Origin of the sequence: Streptosporangium sp. NPDC000095 (assembly GCF_042899335.1) — a bacterium.
GTDB lineage: Bacteria > Actinomycetota > Actinomycetes > Streptosporangiales > Streptosporangiaceae > Streptosporangium.
The window spans coordinates 61,551-83,870 of record NZ_JBIAZS010000026.1 but is presented as its reverse complement, the minus strand read 5'-3'; the positions used below and the strand labels follow the sequence as shown (position 1 = coordinate 83,870).

Here is a 22,320-nt window from a genome sequence, read left to right as displayed (position 1 = left end):
AACACACTGTTGAGTTCTCAAGAAACGGACGCGTACACCATCACCCACACCCGACCAACCGGTCCGGCAGAACTCCGGGGCGTTCCATTTCGTATTTCAACCGTACAAGCCTATCAAGATTGTGTCAAATTGCTGACCGGCAGCCGTATTGTCACAAAACCTGTAAACTCGCTAGGATTCTCTCCGCCTCGCTCTCGAGGCAACCCACTGAACCAACCCTGCCATCCAGGACACAGCGAACTCAACCGGTTTTCCGGTGACCTACGCGGAGTCCGAACGCTCAGGTTCGTTCAGGTGGAGTGGCCCTGGGCCCGTCCGCCGATCGGCGTCCGGCTCGCTCCGGGGCATTGAAAAGATTATGCGCCCTTCGAAGCATCGTCAAATCAGCTGCTCCCAACAAAACCGCAGGTCAGCGCGGTTGCTTAGGAAAACCAGGAGCGTTCGCTACCGGAACGTTACTCAACAAGACGGCCGGTATCCCGGCCGGAGCCGGACGCCGACCGCTCGGGATCTTCCGCGTTGACCTGACCAAAGGCCAAAAACCAACAAAGACCGGGACAACACGGAAGATCCACATCACACCAGTGCGCGGATGTGCGGAGGAAAAGTCAGGGCGCGAGGATCTCGACGCCGCCGACGGAACGCTTGCCACGGCGCAGTACCAGGAAGCGTCCGTGGAGCAGATCATCGGCGGACGGCACGTACGCCTCGTCGGTGACCTTGACGTTGTTGAGGTAGGCGCCCCCCTCCTTCACCGCTCGGCGCGCCTCCGACTTCGACTTGACCAGGCCACTCTCGGCGAGCAGGTCGACGAAGGACGCCCCCAAGGTGGGGACCTCCGCACGCGGCACCTCGGCGAGGGCCTCCCCCAGCGTGCGCGCCGGCAGCTCCTGCAGGGAGCCCTGGCCGAACAGGGCCGCCGAGGCGGCGATCACCGCGGCGCACTCGTCGGCGCCGTGCAGCAGCGTGGTGAACTCCTCGGCGAGCGCCCGCTGCGCCTCGCGCCCGGCGGGCCGCTCGGCGGCGGCCTTCTCCAGCCCTTCGATCTCCTCACGGGACCGGAAGCTGTAGATCTTGAGGAATTTCACCACGTCACGGTCGTCCGCGTTCAGCCAGAACTGGTAGAACGCGTACGGGGAGGTCATCTCCGGGTTGAGCCAGACCGCGCCGCCGGCCGTCTTGCCGAATTTGGTCCCGTCGGCCTTGGTGATCAACGGCACGGTGAGGGCGTGCACGTGGCTTCCTGTCACCCGGCGGATGAGGTCGGTTCCCGCCGTGATGTTGCCCCACTGGTCGCTGCCACCGATCTGGAGCGTGCAGCCGTGGCGCCTGTTCAGCTCCAGGTAGTCGTTGGCCTGCAGGATCTGGTAGCTGAACTCGGTGTAGCTGAGCCCTTCTCCGCCCAGTCGGGCCGAGACCGACTCGCGGGCGAGCATCCGGTTGACCGGGAAGTGCTTGCCGACGTCGCGCAGGAAGTCGATCGCGGACATGCCCTCGGTCCAGTCGAGGTTGCTGACGAGGATCCCGGTCTTCTCGTCCGAGAAGTCAAGGAACTTCTCCACCTGGACGCGGATCCGCGCCACCCATTCGGCCACGACGTCGGAGGAGTTGAGCGAGCGCTCGGTGCTCCGTCCGCTGGGGTCGCCGATCAGGCCCGTCGCGCCTCCCACCAGGCCGATGGCCCGGTGGCCCGCCCGCTGGAGGCGGGTGAGGGTGAGCAGCGGGACCAGATTGCCGACGTGCAGGGAGGGTGCGGTCGGGTCGAAGCCGCAATAGACCGTGATCGGACCCTCGGCCATCGCCGCGCGCAGGGCGTCGATGTCGGTGGACTGCGCGATCAGGCCGCGCCAGGCGAGGTCATCCAGAATGTCGGTCACGATCCTTGCTTTCCAATGCTCGAAGGGACATTTAGCGCTCTCGTACACCCTGCCCGATCACGGCACCACCGCGCCACTCGAAACCCTTCTCGCGCCCCAGGACAGTCGGGAGAAAGATCGGCAAGGGAGAGCATGCGCGGCCTACCGCCGGCGCGGGACATGCGGGCGGTGGGGTGAGACCGTGGGCTCGCCGTCGATCCAGAAGCGCCACGGGGTCTCCTTTCCTGACGAGACACCGGTGCGTGGCCCCGACAGGACGGACGACGCCTTGGCAGGTTCACCCTCGATCACGGAGAGTGATCCCGGGGCGCAGGCGTCGAGCCCGTTGTGCTCGCGGGTGAATCCGAGCGACACCGCCAGTCGCGCCGGCCCCCTGGCGAGATCGACCTCCCTGACGGGCTTGGTGCTTCCCGCGCTCCGGCGGGCCAGGGCGGTCTCCACGCCGGAGATCACCTCTCCGGCCCGCAGCAGCACACCGGAGCCGATCATCTCGGGGAGGCACGTGAGGTTGGCGCAGAAGTGCATACCGTACGTGAAATAGACGTACAGGTGACCCGGTGGGCCGAACATCACCGCGTTACGTGGCGTCCGGCCCCGGTAGGTGTGCGACGCGGGGTCCTCACCCGGCAGCCCGTAGGCCTCGACCTCGGTGAGACGCAACGTGACCTGTCCGTGTACGAGCACCCGTCCCAGCAGGTCGGGGGCGACCTCGTGGGCGGGCCGGTCGAAGAAGCCGCGGGCCAGCGGCGTGTCGGACCGGTCCTCGCCCCGCATCAGCTTCCGCTCGCCCAGGCGGCCTGAGCGTCGACGATCTCCCGCAGCGCGATGAGCTGGTCGCGGACCCGGTCGGGTGCCGTACCGCCGTGCGCCTTGCGGGCCGCCAGAGCGCCGGGCACCGAGAGGACCTCACGGGAGTCGGGTGTGAAGTGCGGTGAGACCTTGGCCAGCTCCTCGTCGGTGAGCTCGCCGAAGTCCTTGTCGTTGACCTGGCACCAGACGACCAGGTGCCCGACCGCCTCATGAGCCTCGCGAAAGGCGACCCCCCTGCGGACCAGCAGCTCGGCCAGGTCGGTGGCGAGCGCGAACCCGTCGGGGGCCGAGGCCTCCAGCTTGGCGGTGTTGACGCGCATGGTCGCGACGAGTCCGGCCATCGCGGGAAGGACCAGCAGCAGGCTGTCGACGGAGTCGAACACCGGCTCCTTGTCCTCCTGCAGGTCGCGGTTGTAGGTCAGCGGCAGGCCCTTGAGGGTCGTCAGCAGCGCCATGAGGTTGCCGATGAGACGGCCGCTCTTGCCTCGGGCCAGCTCGGCCACGTCGGGGTTCTTCTTCTGCGGCATGATCGACGAGCCGGTGGAGTAGGCGTCGTCCATCTCGATCCAGCGGAACTCCTGCGAGGCCCACAGGACGATCTCCTCGCCCAGCCGCGACAGGTGCACGCCGATCATCGCCGCGTCGAACAGGAACTCGGCGGCGAAGTCGCGGTCGGCGACCGCGTCCATCGAGTTGGGCGCGGCGGAGTCGAAGCCGAGCTCTCCGGCCACGGCCCGGGGGTCGAGCGGCAGGGAGGATCCGGCCAGCGCCCCCGCTCCCAGCGGGGAGACGGCGGCGCGCCTGTCCCAGTCGCGCAGGCGATCGATGTCGCGGGCGAAGGCGTGCACGTGCGCCAGAAGCTGGTGGCCGAAGGAGACCGGCTGCGCGTGCTGCAGGTGGGTCATACCGGGGGCCGCGGTCTCCGCGTGCTCCTCGGCCTGGCTCATCAGCGCGGTCTCCAGCTCCACCAGCCTGGACACGATGTGCCTGACGTGGTCGCGGAGGTAGAGCCGTAGGTCGGTGGCGACCTGGTCGTTGCGGCTGCGACCGGCCCGGAGCTTGCCTCCGAGCGTGCCGAGGCGTTCCAGCAGGCCGCGCTCCAGTGCGGTGTGGACGTCCTCGTCGGCGACGGTCGGCCGGAACTCGCCCGCCTTGCAGGCGCGCTCCAGGTCGTCCAGGGCGCCGATCATGCGCGCCAGCTCGTCGTCGCTCAGCAGGTTCGCGCGGTGCAGCACCCTGGCGTGCGCGCGCGAGGCCATCAGGTCGTACGGCACCAGCCGCCAGTCGAAGTGCACGCTCACCGAGAGCCTGGTCAGCGCGTCGGCCGGACCTCCTTCGAACCGGCCGCCCCAGAGCCGCATGGGCTTGCCACCATCAGTCACCGTTGTTCTCCCTCCCAGTTCAATCCGCGACCTTAGCCCAATCGGACCGGTCGGGCGTCACGGGCGGAGGCAATCTTGGAGGGCAGGCTCCACAGCTCGACGAATCCCCTGGCGAGGGACTGGTCGAAGGTGTCGCCGGTGTCGTAGGTGGCGAGGTTGAAGTCGTACAGCGACGCCTCGGAGCGGCGCCCGGTCACGGTGGCCCGGCCGCCGTGCAGGGTCATCCTGATCTCGCCGGTGACGTGCTCCTGTGCCTCGGCGATGAAGGTGTCGAGGGCCTTCTTGAGCGGGGAGAACCAGAGGCCGTCGTAGACGAGTTCGCCCCAGCGCTGGTCCACCGACCGCTTGAAGCGGGCGAGGTCGCGTTCGACGGTGACGTTCTCCAGCTCCATGTGGGCGGTGATCAGGGCGATGGCGCCCGGCGCCTCGTAGACCTCTCGGGACTTGATGCCGACGAGCCGGTCCTCGACCATGTCGAGGCGGCCGACGCCCTGGGCGCCCGCGCGGCGGTTGAGCTCCTCGATGATCCGGAACGGGGTGAGGTGACGCCCGTCCAGCGCCACGGGGACGCCCTTGACGAAGCTGATGATGACCTCGTCCGCGTCGCGCGGCTGTGCCGGGTCGGCGGTGTAGGCGTAGATGTCCTCGATCGGGCCGTTCCAGATGTCCTCGAGGAAGCCGGTCTCGATGGCCCTGCCCCAGATGTTCTGGTCGATGGAGTACGGGTTCTTGCTGGACGTCTCGATCGGCAGGTTCTTCTTCTCGGCGTAGGCGATCGCCTTGTCCCGGGTCCACGCGTAGTCGCGGGCGGGGGCGATGACCTTGAGTTCGGGGTACAGGGCGGCCAGGCCGGCCTCGAAGCGGACCTGGTCGTTACCCTTGCCGGTGCAGCCGTGCGAGACGTGCGTGCCGCCGAACTCCTTCGCCGCCGCGGCCAGGTGCTTGACGATCAGCGGCCGCGACAGGGCGGAGACCAGGGGGTAGCGGTCCATGTAGAGGGCGTTGGCCTGCAGGGCGGGCACGCAGAAGTCGGTGGCGAACTCCTCGCGGGCGTCCACGACGACGGACTCCACGGCGCCGCAGTCGATGGCGCGCTTGCGGATGACCTCCATGTCCTCGCCGCCCTGGCCGACGTCCACGGCGACCGCGACGACCTCGGCACCGGTCTTCTCGGCGAGGAAGGGAATGGCGACGGAGGTGTCGAGTCCTCCGGAGAATGCGAGTACGACCCGGTCGGTCATGATGGATATCTCCAAGATCTTGTTGGCACAGGAGTCAGATGTTGCCAGGGATGACCGCCTGAGCAGGCTAAATACGTCGGTCGGCGTGCCGCAGCAATCCCTCGGCGACAGCTGCCCCGCCCATCGGGTCGCGGCTGATGACGAGAATCGTGTCGTCTCCCGCGACGGTGCCCAGGATGGACTCCCAGTCGGCGTGGTCGATGGCGGAGGCGAGGAACTGCGCGGCGCCCGGCGGCGTACGGACGATGACCAGGTTGGCGGAGGCCTCGGCGGAGACGAGGAGTTCCTCCGCGAACCTGCTGAGCCTGGCGGCGGGTGACTCTCCGGTGCCGAGCCTGGCGAGCCCTATCCGGCCGCCGCCCTCCCCTGGCAGGGCGTAGACCAGGGAGCCGTCCTCGGCGCGCAGCTTGAGCGCGCCGAGTTCGTCCAGGTCGCGGGAGAGGGTGGCCTGGGTGACCTCGACACCGCTCTCCAGCAGGAGTTTGGCCAGTTCGGGCTGGGATCTGACCGGTTGCCGCTGCAGGAGATCGGCGATCCGTGCCTGGCGGGCGACCTTGGTCATCGGGATCGTCACGCGGATCACCCGCCTCCGGGCGTGTCACCCGCGGGGTCGGCGTTCCGGGACCCGTCGCGGCCCGCCATCGAGACCAGCCAGTACAGCAGGGCCTTCTGGGCGTGCAGCCGGTTTTCCGCCTGGTCCCACACCAGGCTCCGCGGGCCGTCGAGGACCTCGGCGGAGATCTCCAGGTCGCGGTAGGCGGGCAGGCAGTGCAGGACGACGGCGCCGGGGGCGGCCCGGCTCATCAGCGCGGCGTTGACCTGGTACGGCATGAGGTCGGCGATCCGCTGTTCCTTGCCGTCCTGGCCCATGGAGACCCAGGTGTCGGTGGCGATCACGTCCGCGCCCGCGGCGGCCTCGGCCGGGTCGGCGAGGACGGCGACGGATCCGCCGGTCTCGGCGGCGACCTCGCCGGCCCGCCGGAGGATCTCGGCGTCCGGCAGGTATCCAGCGGGGGTGGCGATCCGCACGTGCATGCCCGCGACGGCCCCGCCGAGCAGGTAGGAGTGGGCCATGTTGTTGGCCCCGTCCCCGAAGTAGGCCAGGGTGAGCCCCGCCGTCCTGCCGAAGTGCTCCCGCACGGTCTGCAGGTCGGCGAGGATCTGGCAGGGGTGGAACTCGTCGGTGAGGGCGTTGACCACCGGCACCGAGGACGCCGAGGCCATGGCCTCGATCCTCTCCTGGCCCGAGGTGCGCCACACGATCGCGCCCACCTGGCGTTCCAGGACTCGGGCGGTGTCCTCGATCGACTCGCCCCGGCCCATCTGGGAGGATCCGGCGTCGAGGATGAGGGGGAGCCCGCCGAGCTCGCCGATACCGACCGCGAAGGAGACGCGGGTGCGGGTGGAGTGCTTGTCGAAGAGGACGGCGACGGTCTGCGGGCCCTCGAAGGGGCGGTAGGCGTAGCGGTCCTTCTTCACGGCCTCGGCCAGGTCGAGCACCTGGGCCTGCTCTGCGGGCGAGAGGTCGTCGTCCCTCAGGAAGTGCCTGACGTGCGCCTGTCCGGCGAGGTTACTGGGCATCTGCGGCCTCGTCGAGGATGGCGGGAAGGGCGGCCACGAAGGCCGCGACCTGGGCGGATGTGATCACCAGCGGGGGCGCGAGCCGTACCGCGTCGGGCTGGAGGGCGTTGACCAGGAAGCCCGCGCGCTGCGCGGCGGCCTGGACCTGGGCGGAGCGGTTATCACTCAGCACGACGGCCCGCCACAGCCCCCGGCCGCGGACACCGGCGAGCAGCGGGTGGTCGATCGCGGCGATGCCCTCCACGAGTTCGGCACCGAGGGTGCGGACGTGCTCCAGCAGGCCGTCCCTGTCGATGGTGTCGAGGACGGCGAGCGCGGCGGCGGCGGAGACGGGGTTTCCGCCGAAGGTGGAGCCGTGGTCTCCCTGGGCGAGGACGGTGGCCGCCGCGCCGAAGCCGACGCAGGCGCCGATCGGCATGCCGCCGCCGAGGCCCTTGGCCAGGGTGAGCACGTCGGGCAGGATGCCCTCGTGCTGGTGGGCGAACCAGTGCCCGGTGCGGCCGATCGCCGACTGGATCTCGTCGGCGACGAGCAGCGCGCCGGTGGCGTCGCAGATCTCCCTCGCGGCCGTGAAGTAGCCCTCGGGCGGGGGCACGACGCCCGCTTCGCCCTGGGTGGGTTCGAGGAAGACCGCCGCGCACTCGCCGGTGACCGCGTTCTTGAGCGCGTCCGCGTCACCGTAGGGGACGAAGCGGACATCGATCGAGAACGGGCCGAACTGGTCGCGGATCGAGGGCTTGCCGGTCAGGGCGAGCGCGCCGAGGGTACGGCCGTGGAAGGCGTTCTCCGCGGCCACGAAGTAGGTGCGGCCGTTCGACTTGCCGTACTTGAGGGAGAGCTTCAGCGCGGCCTCGTTGGCCTCGGTACCGGAGTTGCTGAGGAACACCTTGGCCGGGGCTTTGAGCAGGCCGAGCAGACGCTCGGCGAGCAGCACCTCGGGCTCGTGCAGGAAGAGGTTGCTGGTGTGGGCGAGCGTGGCGACCTGACGGGAGACGGCCTCCACCAGCGCGGGATGGGCGTGGCCGAGCGAGCTGACCGCGATGCCGCCGATCAGGTCGAGATACTCGCGGCCGTCGACGTCCCAGACCCTCGCGCCCTCGCCTCGGGCCAGCGCCAACGGGGGCACGCCGTAGTTGGCCATGAAGGCGGCCTCGAAGCGCCTGGCGAGCGCCTCTCCGGCGGGGCTTTCCTGCGTGCTCACTCGTCGTTCCCCTTCAGCTGGGCGGGGGCCTCGGGCCGCCGCCTGACCGGCTCCGGCGCGGCCGCCGCCTCGGCGGCGTCCGGCAGCACCATGGTTCCTATGCCCTCGTCGGTGAAGATCTCCAGCAGCACCGAGTGGGGCACCCTGCCGTCGAGCACGTGGGCCCGTGGCACGCCGCCCTGGACGGCGGTCAGGCACGCCTCCATCTTGGGGATCATGCCGCTGGACAGGCTCGGCAGGAGCTTCTCCAGCTCGGTGGCGGACAGCTGCTCGATGATCTCGTTCTCGTCGGTGCCGGGGCGCCAGTCGCGGTACAGGCCCTCGACGTCGGTCAGGACGATCAGCTTGGAGGCCTGGAGCGCCACGGCGAGCGCGGCGGCGGCGGTGTCGGCGTTGACGTTGTAGACGGTGCCGTCGTCGCTGCGCGCGACCGAGGAGATCACCGGGATCCGTCCGTCGTCCAGCAGCGCCCGCACGGCTCCCGCCTCGACCTTGACGATGTCGCCGACCTGGCCGATGTCGACGCCGACGCCGTCGACGACGGCGTGCTTGCGTACGGCGGTGAACAGGTGGGCGTCCTCGCCCGACATGCCGATCGCGAACGGCCCGTGCCGGTTGATCAGGCCGACCACGTCGCGGTTGACCTGGCCGACGAGGACCATCCTGACGACCTGCATGGCCTCGGGGGTGGTGACCCTGAGCCCCGCGGTGAAGGTGGACTCGATGCCGAGGAGGTCGAGCTGGGCGTTGATCTGCGGCCCTCCCCCGTGCACGATCACCGGCTTGAGCCCGGCGTAGCGCAGGAAGACGACGTCGGCGGCGAACTTCTCGCGAAGGTGCTCCTCGGTCATCGCGTTGCCGCCGTACTTGATGACGACGGTCGCGCCGTGGAAACTCGCGAGCCAGGGCAGGGCCTCGATCAGCGTGGTGGCCTTCGTCAGTGCCTCGGCGCGCCTCATGTGGAGTACGCCGAGTTCTCGTGGACGTACTCCGCGGTGAGGTCGGTGGTGTGGATCGTCGCCGAATGCGGTCCCGCCGACAGGTCGATGGTGATCGTCACCTCGCGCGGGGTGAGGTCGACCTTGGAGCGGTCGTCGCCCGCGGCGCCGCCCCTGCAGATCCAGATGCCGTTCATCGCCACGTTGAGCCTGTCGGGTTCGAACACGGCGTCGGTGGTGCCGACGGCCGACAGCACCCGGCCCCAGTTGGGGTCCTCGCCGTAGATGGCGCACTTGAAGAGGTTGGAGCGGGAAACGGTGCGGCCGACGGTGACCGCGTCGTCCTCGGAGGCGGCTCCGACGACCTCGATGGCGATCGCCTTGGAGGCGCCCTCGGCGTCCATCAGCAGCTGGCGGGCGAGGTCGGCGCAGACGGCGAGAAGCACCTGCTCGAACTCGGCGAGGTCGGGAACGACCCCGGAGGCGCCGCTGGCCAGGAGCAGCACGGTGTCGTTGGTGGACATGCAGCCGTCGGCGTCGAGGCGGTCGAAGGTGACCCGCGTCACCTTACGGAGCACCTCGTCGAGGTGCTCGGCGGGCAGGTCCGCGTCGGTGGTGATCACCGACAGCATGGTGGCGAGGCCGGGGGCGAGCATGCCCGCGCCCTTCGCCATGCCGCCGACCATGTAGCCGCCCTCGCCTTTTCTGAAGGAGATCTTCGAGACGGTGTCGGTGGTGCGGATGGCGTCGGCGGCGGCCAGGCCACCGTCCCTGGCGAGCTGGGAGACCGCGATGTCGACCCCGGCCAGCAGCGAGTCCATCGGCAGCCGCTCACCGATCAGGCCGGTGGAACAGACCGCGATCTCCCCCGCCGAGTCTCCCAGTGCTTCGGCGACCTTCTCCGCGGTGGCGTGGGTGTCCTGGAAGCCGAGCGGCCCGGTGCAGGCGTTGGCGCCGCCGGAGTTGAGGACGACGGCGTGGACCCGGCCTCCGGCCAGCACCTGGGCGGACCACAGGACCGGCGCGGCCTTCACCCGGTTGCTGGTGAAGACCCCGGCCGCGGCGCGCGAGGGGCCGTCGTTGACGATCAGTGCCAGGTCGCGGTCGGCGCTGGACTTGATCCCGGCGTCGACACCCGACGCCCGGAAGCCGAGAGGTGCGGTCACGCTCATGGGGCGACTCCATTGAGAGGTAGGCCGAACTCTTCCGGCAGGCCGAGGGCGAGATTGGCGCTCTGGATCGCGCCTCCGGCCGTGCCCTTGGTGAGGTTGTCGATGGCGACGACGGCGACGACGCGGCCCGCACGCTCGTCCAGGACGACCTGGAGAGCGGCGGTGTTGGCGCCGAGGGTCATCGAGGTCGCGGGCCACTGGCCCTCGGGGAGCAGCCGCAGGAACGGCTCGTCCTTGGTGGCGGTCTCGTACGCCTCGCGCAGGACCGCCGGGGTGAGGCCGGGCCTGGCGGGGGCGGTGCAGGTGGCGAGGATGCCGCGGCTCATCGGTGCCAGCACGGGGGTGAAGGAGACGGTGACCGGCTCACCCGCCAGGGGGGAGAGGTTCTGCTCCATCTCCGGGGTGTGCCGGTGGACGCCGCCGACACCGTACGCGCTGGCGGAGCCCATCACCTCGCTGCCCAGGAGGTTCGGCTTGGGCGCCCTGCCGGCCCCGCTGGTGCCGCTGGCGGCGACCACCACCACGTCGGGGCCGACGAGTCCGGCGGCGAAGGCGGGGAACATGGCCAGGGTGACGGCCGTCGGGTAGCACCCCGGCACGGCGATCCTCCGGGTGGCGCGCAGCTCCTCGCGTCGCCCCGGCAGCTCGGGCAGCCCGTAGGGCCAGGTGCCCGCGTGTACGCCACCGTAGAAGTGCTCCCAGGCGGCGGGGTCGGCGAGCCGGAAGTCGGCGCCGCAGTCGACCACGAGGGTGCCGTCGCCGAGCCGCTCGGCGACGGCGGCCGACTGCCCGTGCGGCAGGGCGAGGAAGACGAGGTCGTGGCCGCCGAGGGTCTCGGGAGTGGTCTCCAGCAGGATCCTGTCGGCCAGCGGGGCCAGGTGTGGCTGGTGGGCGCCGAGGGCGGTGCCCGCGCTTGAGGCCGCCGTCAGCGCGCCGATCTCGATGCCGGGGTGGGACAGCAGCAGGCGCAGGAGCTCACCTCCGGCGTAACCGCTGGCACCCGCGATCGCCGCTCTCATCCGACCCCTCTCGGTTTCTGCATATTCATGCACTACTTCTCATGGACTTACTAGAAAGATTATGCATCTTGAAGGATTGCCATGCAAGCCCGGCGAGGGCGACGGGCTTCCAGGCTCAGAAATACCCCACCCAGGCTGAAAGATCAGAAAATCACGCTTCGCGACTTGTGAATACGGGCACGAGGCCATCGGTCATGTTTCGGCCCTGTTGCACGTACCTACCGGTCGGTATCGTGACGTTTCCGGCCCCTCGTCCTCCGGGAGTGCGAACGCATGACTGTCACCCATGACCAGCTCCAGGCCCGGCTCACCGCACCGGGGCAGCTTTTCGAGACGGAAGAGATCCTCAGCCACGGCGGGACCGTCAAAACCTGGAAGCACGCGCCCCGCGACTTCCGGGCACTTCTCGAGACGAGCAGGTTCCACGGCGACAAGGTCTTCCTGGCGTACGAGGACGAACGCATCACCTACGAGGAGCACTACCGGCTGGCCGCCACGCTCGCGCGACGCCTGGTGGACGACTACGGCGTGGTCAAGGGCGACCGGGTGGCCATCGCCATGCGCAACTACCCCGAATGGGTGATCGCCTTCTCGGCCGCGCTGGCCGCGGGGGCGATAGCCGTACCGCTCAACGCGTGGTGGACGCCGCAGGAGCTGGAGTACGGGCTTGCCGACTCGGGGGCCAAGGTGCTGATCGCCGACGGAGAACGGGCGGCCGGGCTCGCCGGGCCCGGCCCGGCGCTCATCGTGACCCGCGGCGAGACACCCGAAGGCGCCCGCTCCTTCGAGGACGTGCTGGGCGAGGTGGAGGCGGACGTGACGCTGCCACCGGTCGACCTCTCCCCCGAGGACCCGGCGACGATCTTCTACACCTCCGGCACCACCGGCCGCCCCAAGGGCGCGCTCGGCAGCCACCGCAACCTCGGGCAGTCGCCGATGACCGTCGCCTACGGCATGTACCGGGGCGCGATCAGGGCGGGCAAGGATCCAGGTGAGACCTCGGGGCAGCGGCGGATCACCCTGCTCACCGTGCCGCTCTTCCACGCCACCGGCTGCTTCGCGGTGCTGACCACCACCATGTTCAGCGGGGGTGGCCTGGTGCTGATGTACAAGTGGGACCCGGGCCGCGCGCTGGAGCTGATCGAGCGCGAGCGGATCACCGGTCTCACCGGCGTCCCCACCAACGTGTGGCAGCTCCTGTCGCACCCCGACCTGGGCAAGTACGACATCTCCAGCCTCAGCGGCCTCGGGTACGGCGGCGCCCCCGCCCCGCCGAAACTGCTGGAGCGCATCACCGAGCAGCTGCCCAACCGCTCCTCCTCCAACGGGTACGGCATGACCGAGACCACCGCGCTCGCCATCAGCAACACCGGAGCCGACTACCTGGCCAAACCCGACAGCATCGGCCTGCCGATGGCCGTGGTCGAGGTGCGGATCGCCGACCCGGGTGGCGGCGAGGTGCCGGTCGGCGCGGTCGGCGAACTCTGCCTGCGCGGCCCGAACGTCATCCTGGGCTACTGGAACCGGCCCGAGGCCACCGCGGAGACCATCGTCGACGGGTGGCTGCACACCGGAGACCTTGCCAGGGTGGACGAGGAGGGGTTCGTGTTCATCGTGGACCGGGCCAAGGACATGGTCATCCGCGGCGGCGAGAACGTCTACTGCGCCGAGGTCGAGGCCGCACTGTTCGAACACCCGGCGGTCGAGGACGCCGCGGTGATAGGAATCCCTCACGAGGAACTGGGCGAGGAGGTCGGCGCGGTGCTCCGCCTGTCGTCCCCGGCGAGCGACGAGGAACTGCGGGCCTTCCTGCGCGAGCGGATCGCCCCCTTCAAGATCCCGGTCAGGTTCTGGGTCCGCGAGACGGAGCTCCCCCGCAACCCCGGCGGCAAGATCCTCAAGACCCGCCTGCGCCAGGAGGTCCTCAACCTCTGACACACCGCTCCGTACCCGCAGGACACCCGCAGGAGACCCCGGGGGACCACATGCGGCCGGGCGTCCCGTCCTCATCGCCTTCCCCGCGCCGGAAACGGTTTTCCGATACCCCACCCCGACGGTGACCTGTTCGGAAAATGGTTTGCCCTCGCACAGGTCACCGTCGACACTGACTGCTCGTGCCGGAAAACGCCGATCGACCGATCAAATCCCTGCTTCGCCGTCTGGCGATGGATCTCAGCCCTCTGCGCGACTCGCGTGACTTCCGGCTGCTCTTCGGCTCCGGCGTCATCACGATGTTCGGCACCTTCCTGACACTGGTCGCGGTCCCGCTGCAGATGAAGGAGCTCACCGGCTCCTACCTGGCGGTCGGCCTGGTCAGCGTGGCCGAGTTCGTCCCGATGGTGGTGTGCGGGCTCTGGGGCGGGGCGATCGCCGACGCCCTCGACCGACGCAAGATCATTCTCCTCACCGAGGTGGGCCTCTGCCTCACGGTCGCGATCCTGACCCTCAACGCGCTGCTGCCGAAACCACAGGTCTGGGTGCTGTACGTGGTCGGCGCGCTCTCGGCCGGGCTGGGCAGCCTGCAGCGGCCCAGCCTGGAGGCGCTGCTGCCGCGCGTGGTCAGGCACGACCAGCTGACCGCGGCCGCCGCCCTCAGCGCATTCCGGTGGAACCTGGGCGCCATCGTCGCCCCGGGCCTCAGCGGCCTGATCGCGGCCTGGTTCGGCGTCGCCGCCGCGTACGGCATCAACGTCGTGACTTTCCTTGCCTCCCTGGTCCTGCTCTGGATGGTCCGGGCCCAGCCGCGCTTGGAGGACAGTCCCGAAGCCTCGATCGGTTCCCTGATCGAGGGGGTCCGCTACGCCGTGGGCCGATCCGACCTGATGGGCACCTATCTGGTCGACATCGCCGCGATGATCTTCGCGTTCTCCACCGCACTGTATCCGTTCCTCGCCGACGAGCTGGGCGCCCCCGAGGCTCTCGGACTCTTCTTCTCCGCCTCCGCCATCGGCTCGCTGATCGCCTCGGTCACCTCCGGATGGACCGCGCACGTGCACCGGCACGGCCTCGGCGTGATCGTCGCGGCGGCCGTGTGGGGGGTGGCGGTGGCGCTGGCGGCGCTGATGCCCAACGTCTGGGGCATCTTCGCCTTCCTGGCCGTGGCCGGGGCCGCCGACATGATCAGCGGCGTCTTCCGTTCGACCATCTGGAACCAGACCATCCCCGACGAGTTCCGCGGCCGTCTGGCGGGGATCGAGCTGCTCTCCTACACCAGCGGCCCGATGCTCGGCAACGCCAGGGCCGGCCTGATGGCCCAGCTCGGCGGCACCCGCTTCTCCCTGGGCGCCGGCGGGCTGCTGTGCGTCGGCGCGGTGGCCGCGATGGCCGCACTGCTGCCGAGGTTCCGCACCTACGACGCCCGCACCGACGAGCACGCGGTCAGGGAGCGCGCCCGCCGCGAGGAGGCCGCCCGCGCCTGAGACGGGCACCGGCGAACATCCTCACGGAACGCAATCCCATTGCTACTGTGAGACCATGACGGTCGACGTTCGGAGCCCTGAGATGACGGAGTCCTCACTGCCCGACTGGGCCTTCCCCCCGCCGGAGGGGTTCGTCGCAGAGGATCTCGATCGCATTCCGCAATTGCCCGCACACACAGAGTTAATTGATGGAAGCCTGGTCTTCGTGAGTCCTCAGGCTTCTTTTCACACGCGAGCGGTGGATCTACTGGTCGGCGCCCTTCGCCGCGCCGCACCCGCCGATCTGCGAGCGCGCCGGGAGATGAGCGTCGTCTTGGGCGAGCAACAGCGGCCCGAGCCCGACATCAGCGTCATCCATGCCTCCGCCGAGCACAGCCCGGAGCAGACCTTCTACCGGGCCGAGGATGTCGTGCTGGCGGTGGAGGTCATCTCCCCCGACTCCAAAAAGCGCGACCGCGACCGCAAGCCGACGCTGTACGCCGAGGCCGGCATCGCGCACTTCTGGCTGGTCGAGAACCAGTCGGGAAAGCCCGCCGTCTATGTCTACGAGCTCGACCCGGTCGCCAGGTCCTACGTTCTCACCGGCATCCACCACGACCGGCTCAAGATCTCGGCACCGTTCGACATCGACATCGACCTGACGGACATCGACCAGCTCTAAGAGGTCTGGCCCCGCGCTCCGTACACCCCCGAGGCGGGCTTCGCCGCACCGGCCGGACACTCCCGCCCTTGGGCGGAGCCCACCGGCCGGGGCCGTGTCTCACACCGGCGCCTCATCCGCTCTCGCACCAGCCCTCGTACCTCTCGGCCAGCGCCTCCAGCCGGGTAAACCCCTCCGGCGACAGCGCGCCGGAAGGGTCTTCGATGACCACCAGCCACTGAGCGTCCTCGGCGTCGTCCTCGCCCGCGAGGGTCTCCCTCACCACCTCGGGCACCCCGATCCCCGGGAACTCCACAGCCACGATCTCGGCGACCTCCTCGGCGTCGTCACGCTCGGCGAACACCAGCAGATGCCTCATCACCCCTCCTCCCGGACAAAGCTCTTCTCCGCTCCGGCAGGCGATCCGCCCCAAGCGACCGGCATACGCCATCACCTCCCAGGAAACGGACATCCCAGCCCGGTACGGCGAAGAGGGGCCCGGGACACGCCCCGAGCCCCCCTGTGAACCGGTCAGGCTCCGCGCTGTCGCGCCCCGGTGCGCTCCCCCGCCAGCGCCACGGCCGCGTCACGGGCCGCGGTGGTCTCCTCCACAGTGAGCGTCCGGTCGGACGCCCGGAAGCGCAGCGAGTAGGCGAGGGACTTTCCGCCCTCGCCGACCTGGGCGCCGGTGTAGACGTCGAACAGCCGGATCGACTCCAGCAGCGGGCCCGCCCCCTCGCGCAGCGCCGCCTCCACCGCGGCCACCGGGGTCGCCGCGTCGACGATGAGCGCGACGTCCTGGCTCGCGACGGGGTAGGCGGAGATCGCCGGAGCCTGCGGCGAACCGGCGGCGAGCGACTCCAGCCGGGTCAGCTCCAGTTCCATCGCGCAGGTGCGCGGCGGCAGGCCGTACGCCTCGACGACGCGCGGGTGCAGCTCACCGGCGTGACCGATGAGCACGTCACCGGCGTACAGCGCGGCGCAACGACCAGGGTGCCAGGGTTCGTGCCGGTCCGCGCGGACCTCAAGGGTGACGCCGGCTTCCGCGGCCACCACGCGGGCCGCCTCGACGGCGTCCGCCCAGCCGGCCGGGCGTCCCTTGCCCCACCAGCCGGACGGCTCGAACTCTCCGGCCAGCACGACCCCGACCCGAAGCGGCTGGGCGGGCAGCGCGGACTCGATCGAGGCGAGCTCCTCCGGGCTCGGCCTGCGGTCGACGCCCAGCACGGGAGCGACGGAGGGCACGTCGGACGAGGGCCGGTAGACCAGACCCGCCTCGAACAGCGCCACGTCGCCGAACCCCCGGCCCACGTTGCGTACCAGCGTCTTGAGCAGGCCGGGCAGCAGGGTCGTCCGCATCAGCGGCTCGTCCTCGCTGAGCGGGTTGGCCAGCCGTACGGCCACACGGCGCGCGTCGTCGGCGGGCAGCTGCAGGTTGTCGAGATCGTGCTCCCCGGTGAAGGGGTAGGCGAGGATCTCGACGTATCCCGCGGCGGCCAGGGCGCGGCCCACCCTGCGGCGCAGGCGCTGGCTCTCACTGAGACCGGCGCCCGCGGGGGCGGCGGGCAGGATCGAGGGCAGGTTCTCGTAGCCCTCCAGCCTGATGACCTCCTCGGCGAGGTCGTTCGGGTCGGTCAGGTCGGGCCGCCACGAGGGTGGGGTGACCGCCAGCATGTCGTCACCGGTGACCGCGAGTTTCGCGGCGATTCCGGCGGAGGCCGGGTCGCCCGTGGCGGCGGTGCCGCCTGCCGTGCCACTCGTCACCGATCCGGTCGCGGTGGCGGAGCTCTCCACCGTGCAGCCGACCTGCTCCAGGCGGCGGATCACCGTCTCGCGGTCGTAGGCGGCGCCCGCGACCCTGCCCGGGTAGCCGCTCGGGACGGCGATGTGGACCGGTTCGACCTCCACCTCGGCGTGGGTGACGCCCGGCTGGATCGTACCGCCGCCGAGCTCGGCCAGCAGCTCCGCCGCACGCCAGGAGGCGTACAGCGGTAGCTCCCTGTCGACGCCCCGCTCGAAGCGCTTGGATGCCTCGCTCACCAGGTTGTGCCGGCGCGACATGCGCGCGGTGCCGCTGGCGGAGAAGTGGGCCGCCTCGATCACGATGTCGGTGGAGGTGTCGGAGATCTCGGTGTGCAGGCCGCCCATGGTGCCGGCCATCGAGATCGCGCCCGACCCGTCGGTGATCAGGATGTCGTCCGGGTGGAGCTTTCGGACCACGTGGTCCAGCGTCTCCAGCGTCTCGTCCGGCTCGGCCCTGCGCACCACGATCTCGCCGGTCAGCTTGGCCGCGTCGAAGGCGTGCAGCGGCTGGCCCATCTCCAGCATGACGTAGTTGGTGACGTCGACGGCGAGCGAGACCGGGCGCATACCGGCACGGGAGAGCCGGGCGCGCATCCACAGCGGACTCGGCGCCGACGGGTCGAACCCACGGATCTCACGAAGCACGAAGCGGTCGCAGGCCGACGGGTCGGCGATCGAGGCCGGATAGGACGGGTCCGACGCGGCGGGCGGGGAGACGTCGGCGGGGTCGATGAACGCCGAGTCGAAGGCGGTGGCGGCCTCGCGGGCCACACCCCTGATCGAGAGGGCGTAGCCGATGTCCGGAGTGATCTCCAGCTCGAGCACGTCGTCACGCAGGCCGAGCAGCTCGACCACGTCCGCGCCGATCGGGGTGCCGGCGGGCAGCACGAGGATGCCGGGTGAGGAGTCGGCCATGCCGAGCTCCGCCTCCGAGCAGATCATGCCGTCGGACAGGCGCCCATAGGTCTTGCGCGAGGCGATCTCGAATCCGCCGGGCAGCACGGCGCCGGGCAGCGCGACCGGAACGCGGTCGCCGGCCTCGAAGTTGGTCGCGCCGCAGACGATCTCACGTGGCGCGGCCTCGCCCACCTCGACCTGACAGTGGCGGATGGGCTTCTTGAAACCCTCCAGCGTCTCGAAGGAGATCACCTCGCCCACGACGACGTTCTTGATGTCGTGACCGTAGGAGGTGACGGATTCGAGCTTGAGCCCGGCGGCGGTGAGCTTCTCGGCGATCTCGTGCGCCGTGACGGCGGGGAGATCGACATACTCCCGCAGCCATGAAAGCGGGACCTTCATCAGATCTCCATTCCGAAGGGAAGCGTGAAGCGGACGTCTCCCTCGACCATGTCGCGCATGTCCTCGACGTTGTGACGGAACATCAGGGTGCGCTCGACGCCCATGCCGAAGGCGAAGCCGCTGTAGCGGGCGGGGTCGACGCCGCAGGCGACGAGCACCCGCGGGTTGACCATGCCGCAGCCGCCCCACTCGATCCAGCCCTCCGACTTGCAGGTGCGGCAGTACGGGTTGCCCGGCAGCGCGGAGGCGCCGCGGCAGACGAAGCACTTCAGGTCCATCTCGGCGGAAGGCTCGGTGAACGGGAAGTAGTTGGGCCGGAAGCGGGTGGTGATGCCCTCACCGAACATCACCTCGGCGAACCGGTCGAGGGTGCCCTTGAGGTGGGCCATGGTCAGGCCCTCGTCGATCGCCAGCCCCTCGACCTGATGGAAGACCGGGGTGTGGGTGGCGTCGAGCTCGTCGGTGCGGAACACCTTGCCCGGCGAGATCACGTAGACCGGGAGCTCCCGGGTGAGCAGCGCGCGGATCTGGACGGGAGAGGTCTGGGTGCGCAGCACCTTGCCGGAGTCGACGGACTCCACGAAGAAGGTGTCGTGCTCCGAGCGCGCCGGGTGGTCGGGAGAGATGTTCAGCGCGTCGAAGTTGAACCACTCCCCCTCCAGCTCGGGCCCCTCCGCCACCTCGTAGCCCATCGCGACGAAGGCGTCGGCGATGCGCTCCTGAAGGGTGGTGAGCGGATGCCTGGCGCCGCGGGGGGCGCGGGTGGAGGGCAGCGTGACGTCGACGGTCTCCTCGACGAGGACCCGCTCGTCGCGCTCGGCCTCCAGCTGTGCCTGCCGCTCGGCGAGGGCGTCGGCGACCGCCCGGCGGGCGCCGCCGATGCGCTTGCCCGCCTCGGAGCGGGCCGCCGGAGGCAGTGCGCCGATCTCACGGTTGGCCAGGGCGATCGGCGAGCGGTCACCGGCGTGCGCGAGGCGCACCTGCTTGAGTTCTTCGAGGTCGCGCGCCGCCTTGATGGCGTCGAGCGCTTCGGCCTGCATGCGCGCCATCTCGTCGGCGTGCAGCGGGGTCACCTCGACCGGGTCGTAGTTTGACAAGAGAGAGCTCCGAATCCAGGGCTTGAGCGGCCATGAGTCTAGTCGGGTAAGCCCACCGGGCCGACATTCGCGATCAGGCGAAGTCGGGGGTGCCGGTGGGCACCATAAATCGAAACTCGGCGCCGCCCTCGGGCCCGCGCTGCACGGAGATGGTGCCGCCGTGAGCCTCGATCAGCCCCTTGACGATGAACAGGCCGAGCCCGGTGCCACCCCGGCGGCGGGCGTTGCCCCGCCAGAACTGCCGGAAGACGCGCGTGACCAGCTCGGGCGGGATGCCCTCCCCCTGGTCGCGGACGGACACGCTCACTCCCCATTCACTCGGCTCGACGACTATTGTCACCGTACCGCGCCCGTGCCGCACCGCGTTTTCCATCAGGTTGGCGAGCACCTGATCGATCTTGTCCTGGTCGAGCCAGGTCTCGGGCAGCTCACCGCGCACCTGGAGCACGAAGCGGTCCTCCGGCTCGCCCGCGGCCACCCGGCCCGCGATGATCCTGGAGATCCTGGCCGGTACGTCGACCACCTGGCGGTGGATCTCCAGCCGCCCCGACTCGATGCGCGACACGTCGAGCAACTCGGTGATCAGCCGGGTCACCCGGTCGGCGTCGGCGTTGACGGTCTCCAGCATGACGAGCTTCTGATCGTCGGTGAAGCGGGTCCACTTGGCCAGCAGGGTCGCGGTGAACCCCTTGACGCTGGTCAGCGGGGAGCGGAGCTCGTGGGCGACGGTGGAGACCAGGTCGGCGCGGCTGCGCTCCAGGCGGGCGCGGGCCCCGGCGTCGCGCAACGTGATGACCACCCGGACGACCGCGCCACCCCGCCTGGGCTCGCGCACCAGCCGGGCGGCCACCAGCAGCTCCTGGCCGCCGGAGGTGCGCAGCGGCAGCTCGGGCTGGCGGGCCCTGCTGGACAGGCCGCCGTAGGGGTCGAACCACTTCCACCAGTCGCGCCCGTCGTGGTCGTGGAAGGAGAACACGTCGCGCAGGTGCCGCCCCGCGGCCCGCTCGCGGGTGACGCCGGTCAGGCGGGCCGCGGACCGGTTGACGGTGAGCACGCGGCCGTCACCGTCGGTCACCACGAGGCCGTCGGGAAGCTCGTCGACGTCGATCACAGAAGCGGCCTCGGTGCTCCGCTCACCGGTGTGTTCGCCGTGCACGACCCCGCCTCCTCGACGCTACATCGCCGACAATAGCGGGTTTCTCACGCCGTACGGCAGCCTCGCCGGGCGGGCGGCGTCACCCGGGGCCGGGGCCGGTGCGCTGAGAACGGGCAGATGCGTACAGACAGACCGCGGCGGCGGTCGCGAGGTTCAGGCTCTCCGCCCGCCCGTAGATGGGAACCCGGACGACCTCGTCCGCCAGCTTCAGGATCTCCTCGGGGAGCCCCCACGCCTCGTTACCGAAGATCCAGGCCGTCGGGCCTGACAGGTCCACGTCGTCCAGGGTCTGCCTGCCCGCGCCGTCGGCGGCGAGCACCCGCAGCCCGGCCCCCTTCAGGTGCTCCACCGCCCGCGCCACCGGGACGCCCGTGGTGACGGGAAGGTGGAACAGGCTGCCTGCGCTCGCCCGCACGCACTTGCCGTTGTAGGGGTCGACCGAGGCGTCGGTGAAAAGGACGGAGTCGGCGCCCGCGGCGTCGGCCGTACGCAGCACGGTGCCCGCGTTGCCGGGATCACGGACGTGGGCCAGCACCGCCACCAAGGTGGAGCCGGAGACGACGGAGGTGTCCAGAGGCACGTGCACGAAGCGGCACACGGCCAGCAACCCCTGGGGGGTGACGGTCTGGGCCAGTTCGGCCATCACCTCGCCACTGGCCCGATGGACGGGCACCCCCGCGGCGGTGGCGGCGGCGACGACGTCGGCGTGACGCGACTCGGCCTCGGCCGTGGCGAACAGCTCCACCACGACCCCGTCCAGTGCCAGCGCCTCGCGGACCGCCTGCGGCCCCTCTGCCAGGAAGGAACGGTCGCGGTCCCTGAAGGCCCGCTTCGTCAGCCTCCGCGCGGCCTTGACCCGCGGTGACTTGATGTTGGTCAGCTCAGACCCGGCCATGCCCGTCCCCCAAGAATGCGAATGCGGCCCGCAGCGTCATCGCTGCGGGCCGCACGGTCGTCAGTGCCTCGCTCAGCCGGCGACCGGCGCGTTCACGTCGGCGGGAAGCGCCTTCTTGGCGGCCTCCACCAGCGTCGCGAACGTGGCGGCGTCGTTGACCGCGAGGTCGGCGAGGATCTTGCGGTCGACCTCGATGGAGGCGAGCCGCAGGCCCTGGATGAGCCTGTTGTAGGTGATGCCGTTCTGGCGGGCAGCGGCGTTGATGCGCTGGATCCAGAGACGGCGGAAGGTGCCCTTGCGGTCCTTGCGGTCGCGGTAGGCGTACGTCATCGAGTGGAGCATCTGCTCCTTGGCCTTGCGGTACAGCCTGGATCGCTGACCCCGGTAGCCCTTCGCCCGCTCGAGAACGACCTTGCGCTTCTTCTTGGCGTTGATCGCCCGCTTCACGCGTGCCATGTGTATCTATCTCCCCGGGGGCGGTTACTTAGCGAGCAGCTTCTTGATCTTCTTGGCGTCGGCCTCGGAGAGCACGACCTCGGGCTTGAGACGACGCGTCAAGGTGGACGGCTTGTGCTCGTTGTAGTGCGCACGGTTGGCGCGGCGGCGCACAAGCTTGCCGGAACCCGTGAGCCTGAACCGCTTCTTCGCACCGCTGTGCGTCTTCATCTTCGGCATCTCAGCCGTCTCTCCCTCGATCGTGCCGATGTCCCGGGCCGGTAACCCAAGTCAAGGGCGTGCCTGACTACGAGACCGGACCCGGTCTCGGACTGATCTCGCGACTACCTGACGA

Annotated in this window: 20 protein-coding genes; 3 read left to right on the top strand and 17 right to left on the bottom strand. The window is 70.0% G+C overall.

Features of this window, described 5'->3' with window-relative positions; all coding sequences use genetic code 11:
• Positions 1 to 608: 608 nt before the first annotated feature.
• The 10 genes from tyrS to argC form a co-directional block, all read right to left on the bottom strand.
• Complete coding sequence (tyrS, locus tag ACFY3V_RS37145; protein WP_350949190.1) at positions 609 to 1,877, bottom strand: tyrosine--tRNA ligase; 1,269 nt, start codon at positions 1,875 to 1,877, stop codon at positions 609 to 611.
• A gap of 141 nt (positions 1,878 to 2,018) precedes the next feature.
• Positions 2,019 to 2,651: a DNA-3-methyladenine glycosylase gene (locus ACFY3V_RS37140; protein ID WP_362905608.1), complete on the bottom strand. Its 633-nt coding sequence runs from the start codon at positions 2,649 to 2,651 to the stop codon at positions 2,019 to 2,021.
• Complete coding sequence (gene argH, locus ACFY3V_RS37135) at positions 2,651 to 4,048, bottom strand: argininosuccinate lyase (protein ID WP_350949196.1); 1,398 nt, start codon at positions 4,046 to 4,048, stop codon at positions 2,651 to 2,653. Before argH ends, ACFY3V_RS37140 begins: the two co-directional genes overlap by 1 nt.
• A 53-nt stretch (positions 4,049 to 4,101) precedes the next feature.
• A complete protein-coding gene (locus tag ACFY3V_RS37130) occupies positions 4,102 to 5,310 on the bottom strand; it encodes an argininosuccinate synthase (protein ID WP_350949188.1) in 1,209 nt (402 codons plus the stop codon).
• A 67-nt stretch (positions 5,311 to 5,377) separates the two neighbouring features.
• Positions 5,378 to 5,884 (bottom strand): arginine repressor, encoded by a 507-nt coding sequence (locus ACFY3V_RS37125; RefSeq protein WP_350949187.1) that lies wholly within the window; start codon positions 5,882 to 5,884, stop codon positions 5,378 to 5,380.
• Positions 5,885 to 5,889: 5 nt separating this feature from the next.
• Positions 5,890 to 6,891 carry an ornithine carbamoyltransferase gene (gene argF, locus ACFY3V_RS37120; protein WP_362905611.1) on the bottom strand — a complete coding sequence of 334 codons (1,002 nt, stop codon included), beginning with the start codon at positions 6,889 to 6,891 and terminating at the stop codon, positions 5,890 to 5,892.
• Positions 6,881 to 8,032 (bottom strand): acetylornithine transaminase, encoded by a 1,152-nt coding sequence (locus ACFY3V_RS37115; protein WP_362905701.1) that lies wholly within the window; start codon positions 8,030 to 8,032, stop codon positions 6,881 to 6,883. Before ACFY3V_RS37115 ends, argF begins: the two co-directional genes overlap by 11 nt.
• 56 nt (positions 8,033 to 8,088) lie before the next feature.
• The gene (gene argB, locus ACFY3V_RS37110; protein WP_350949185.1) at positions 8,089 to 9,051 is read right to left on the bottom strand and encodes an acetylglutamate kinase; all 963 of its coding nucleotides are present in this window, start codon (positions 9,049 to 9,051) and stop codon (positions 8,089 to 8,091) included.
• Positions 9,048 to 10,202: a bifunctional glutamate N-acetyltransferase/amino-acid acetyltransferase ArgJ gene (gene argJ, locus ACFY3V_RS37105; protein WP_362905613.1), complete on the bottom strand. Its 1,155-nt coding sequence runs from the start codon at positions 10,200 to 10,202 to the stop codon at positions 9,048 to 9,050. Before argJ ends, argB begins: the two co-directional genes overlap by 4 nt.
• The gene (gene argC, locus ACFY3V_RS37100; protein WP_389779937.1) at positions 10,199 to 11,221 is read right to left on the bottom strand and encodes an N-acetyl-gamma-glutamyl-phosphate reductase; all 1,023 of its coding nucleotides are present in this window, start codon (positions 11,219 to 11,221) and stop codon (positions 10,199 to 10,201) included. The genes argJ and argC overlap by 4 nt, the downstream gene beginning before the upstream one ends.
• Positions 11,222 to 11,494: 273 nt before the next feature.
• Here argC and ACFY3V_RS37095 point away from each other — a divergent pair, with 273 nt between their 5' ends.
• The 3 genes from ACFY3V_RS37095 to ACFY3V_RS37085 all read left to right on the top strand — a co-directional run bounded on the left by ACFY3V_RS37095 (position 11,495) and on the right by ACFY3V_RS37085 (position 15,301).
• Complete coding sequence (locus ACFY3V_RS37095; protein WP_362905617.1) at positions 11,495 to 13,156, top strand: class I adenylate-forming enzyme family protein; 1,662 nt, start codon at positions 11,495 to 11,497, stop codon at positions 13,154 to 13,156.
• 230 nt (positions 13,157 to 13,386) lie between these two features.
• Positions 13,387 to 14,640, top strand: a complete 1,254-nt coding sequence (locus ACFY3V_RS37090; protein WP_389779935.1) for an MFS transporter — start codon at positions 13,387 to 13,389, stop codon at positions 14,638 to 14,640.
• Positions 14,641 to 14,695: 55 nt separating this feature from the next.
• A complete protein-coding gene (locus ACFY3V_RS37085) occupies positions 14,696 to 15,301 on the top strand; it encodes a Uma2 family endonuclease (RefSeq protein WP_389779933.1) in 606 nt (201 codons plus the stop codon).
• 112 nt (positions 15,302 to 15,413) lie between these two features.
• Here the strand turns inward: ACFY3V_RS37085 and ACFY3V_RS37080 are convergent, their stop codons facing one another.
• The 7 genes from ACFY3V_RS37080 to rpmI all read right to left on the bottom strand — a co-directional run bounded on the left by ACFY3V_RS37080 (position 15,414) and on the right by rpmI (position 22,205).
• Positions 15,414 to 15,659, bottom strand: coding sequence for a hypothetical protein (locus tag ACFY3V_RS37080; protein ID WP_362905621.1), 246 nt, complete (start codon positions 15,657 to 15,659; stop codon positions 15,414 to 15,416).
• 152 nt (positions 15,660 to 15,811) lie between these two features.
• Positions 15,812 to 18,382, bottom strand: coding sequence for a phenylalanine--tRNA ligase subunit beta (locus ACFY3V_RS37075; RefSeq protein ID WP_362905623.1), 2,571 nt, complete (start codon positions 18,380 to 18,382; stop codon positions 15,812 to 15,814).
• A complete protein-coding gene (gene pheS / locus ACFY3V_RS37070; RefSeq protein ID WP_350949194.1) occupies positions 18,382 to 19,431 on the bottom strand; it encodes a phenylalanine--tRNA ligase subunit alpha in 1,050 nt (349 codons plus the stop codon). Before pheS ends, ACFY3V_RS37075 begins: the two co-directional genes overlap by 1 nt.
• 121 nt (positions 19,432 to 19,552) lie before the next feature.
• Positions 19,553 to 20,635, bottom strand: coding sequence for an ATP-binding protein (locus ACFY3V_RS37065; protein ID WP_350949177.1), 1,083 nt, complete (start codon positions 20,633 to 20,635; stop codon positions 19,553 to 19,555).
• Between the two features lie 79 nt (positions 20,636 to 20,714).
• Positions 20,715 to 21,530 (bottom strand): RNA methyltransferase, encoded by an 816-nt coding sequence (locus tag ACFY3V_RS37060; RefSeq protein WP_350949176.1) that lies wholly within the window; start codon positions 21,528 to 21,530, stop codon positions 20,715 to 20,717.
• 72 nt (positions 21,531 to 21,602) lie between these two features.
• Positions 21,603 to 21,986 carry a 50S ribosomal protein L20 gene (gene rplT, locus ACFY3V_RS37055; protein ID WP_012892552.1) on the bottom strand — a complete coding sequence of 128 codons (384 nt, stop codon included), beginning with the start codon at positions 21,984 to 21,986 and terminating at the stop codon, positions 21,603 to 21,605.
• 24 nt (positions 21,987 to 22,010) lie between these two features.
• The gene (gene rpmI / locus ACFY3V_RS37050) at positions 22,011 to 22,205 is read right to left on the bottom strand and encodes a 50S ribosomal protein L35 (RefSeq protein ID WP_362517752.1); all 195 of its coding nucleotides are present in this window, start codon (positions 22,203 to 22,205) and stop codon (positions 22,011 to 22,013) included.
• Positions 22,206 to 22,320: the final 115 nt, after the last annotated feature.

Coding starts and splice junctions, on each gene's coding strand:
- rplT (WP_012892552.1), bottom strand. CDS start 21,986: ATGGCACGCGTGAAGCGGGCGATCAACGCCAAGAAGAAGCGCAAGGTC.
- ACFY3V_RS37080 (WP_362905621.1), bottom strand. CDS start 15,659: ATGAGGCATCTGCTGGTGTTCGCCGAGCGTGACGACGCCGAGGAGGTC.
- argB (WP_350949185.1), bottom strand. CDS start 9,051: ATGAGGCGCGCCGAGGCACTGACGAAGGCCACCACGCTGATCGAGGCC.
- ACFY3V_RS37140 (WP_362905608.1), bottom strand. CDS start 2,651: ATGCGGGGCGAGGACCGGTCCGACACGCCGCTGGCCCGCGGCTTCTTC.
- argF (WP_362905611.1), bottom strand. CDS start 6,891: ATGCCCAGTAACCTCGCCGGACAGGCGCACGTCAGGCACTTCCTGAGG.
- rpmI (WP_362517752.1), bottom strand. CDS start 22,205: ATGCCGAAGATGAAGACGCACAGCGGTGCGAAGAAGCGGTTCAGGCTC.
- pheS (WP_350949194.1), bottom strand. CDS start 19,431: ATGGCGCGCATGCAGGCCGAAGCGCTCGACGCCATCAAGGCGGCGCGC.
- ACFY3V_RS37115 (WP_362905701.1), bottom strand. CDS start 8,032: ATGGCCAACTACGGCGTGCCCCCGTTGGCGCTGGCCCGAGGCGAGGGC.
- argH (WP_350949196.1), bottom strand. CDS start 4,048: ATGCGGCTCTGGGGCGGCCGGTTCGAAGGAGGTCCGGCCGACGCGCTG.
- ACFY3V_RS37095 (WP_362905617.1), top strand. CDS start 11,495: ATGACTGTCACCCATGACCAGCTCCAGGCCCGGCTCACCGCACCGGGG.
- argJ (WP_362905613.1), bottom strand. CDS start 10,202: ATGAGCGTGACCGCACCTCTCGGCTTCCGGGCGTCGGGTGTCGACGCC.
- ACFY3V_RS37130 (WP_350949188.1), bottom strand. CDS start 5,310: ATGACCGACCGGGTCGTACTCGCATTCTCCGGAGGACTCGACACCTCC.
- ACFY3V_RS37075 (WP_362905623.1), bottom strand. CDS start 18,382: ATGAAGGTCCCGCTTTCATGGCTGCGGGAGTATGTCGATCTCCCCGCC.
- ACFY3V_RS37090 (WP_389779935.1), top strand. CDS start 13,387: ATGGATCTCAGCCCTCTGCGCGACTCGCGTGACTTCCGGCTGCTCTTC.
- argC (WP_389779937.1), bottom strand. CDS start 11,221: ATGAGAGCGGCGATCGCGGGTGCCAGCGGTTACGCCGGAGGTGAGCTC.
- ACFY3V_RS37060 (WP_350949176.1), bottom strand. CDS start 21,530: ATGGCCGGGTCTGAGCTGACCAACATCAAGTCACCGCGGGTCAAGGCC.
- ACFY3V_RS37085 (WP_389779933.1), top strand. CDS start 14,696: ATGACGGTCGACGTTCGGAGCCCTGAGATGACGGAGTCCTCACTGCCC.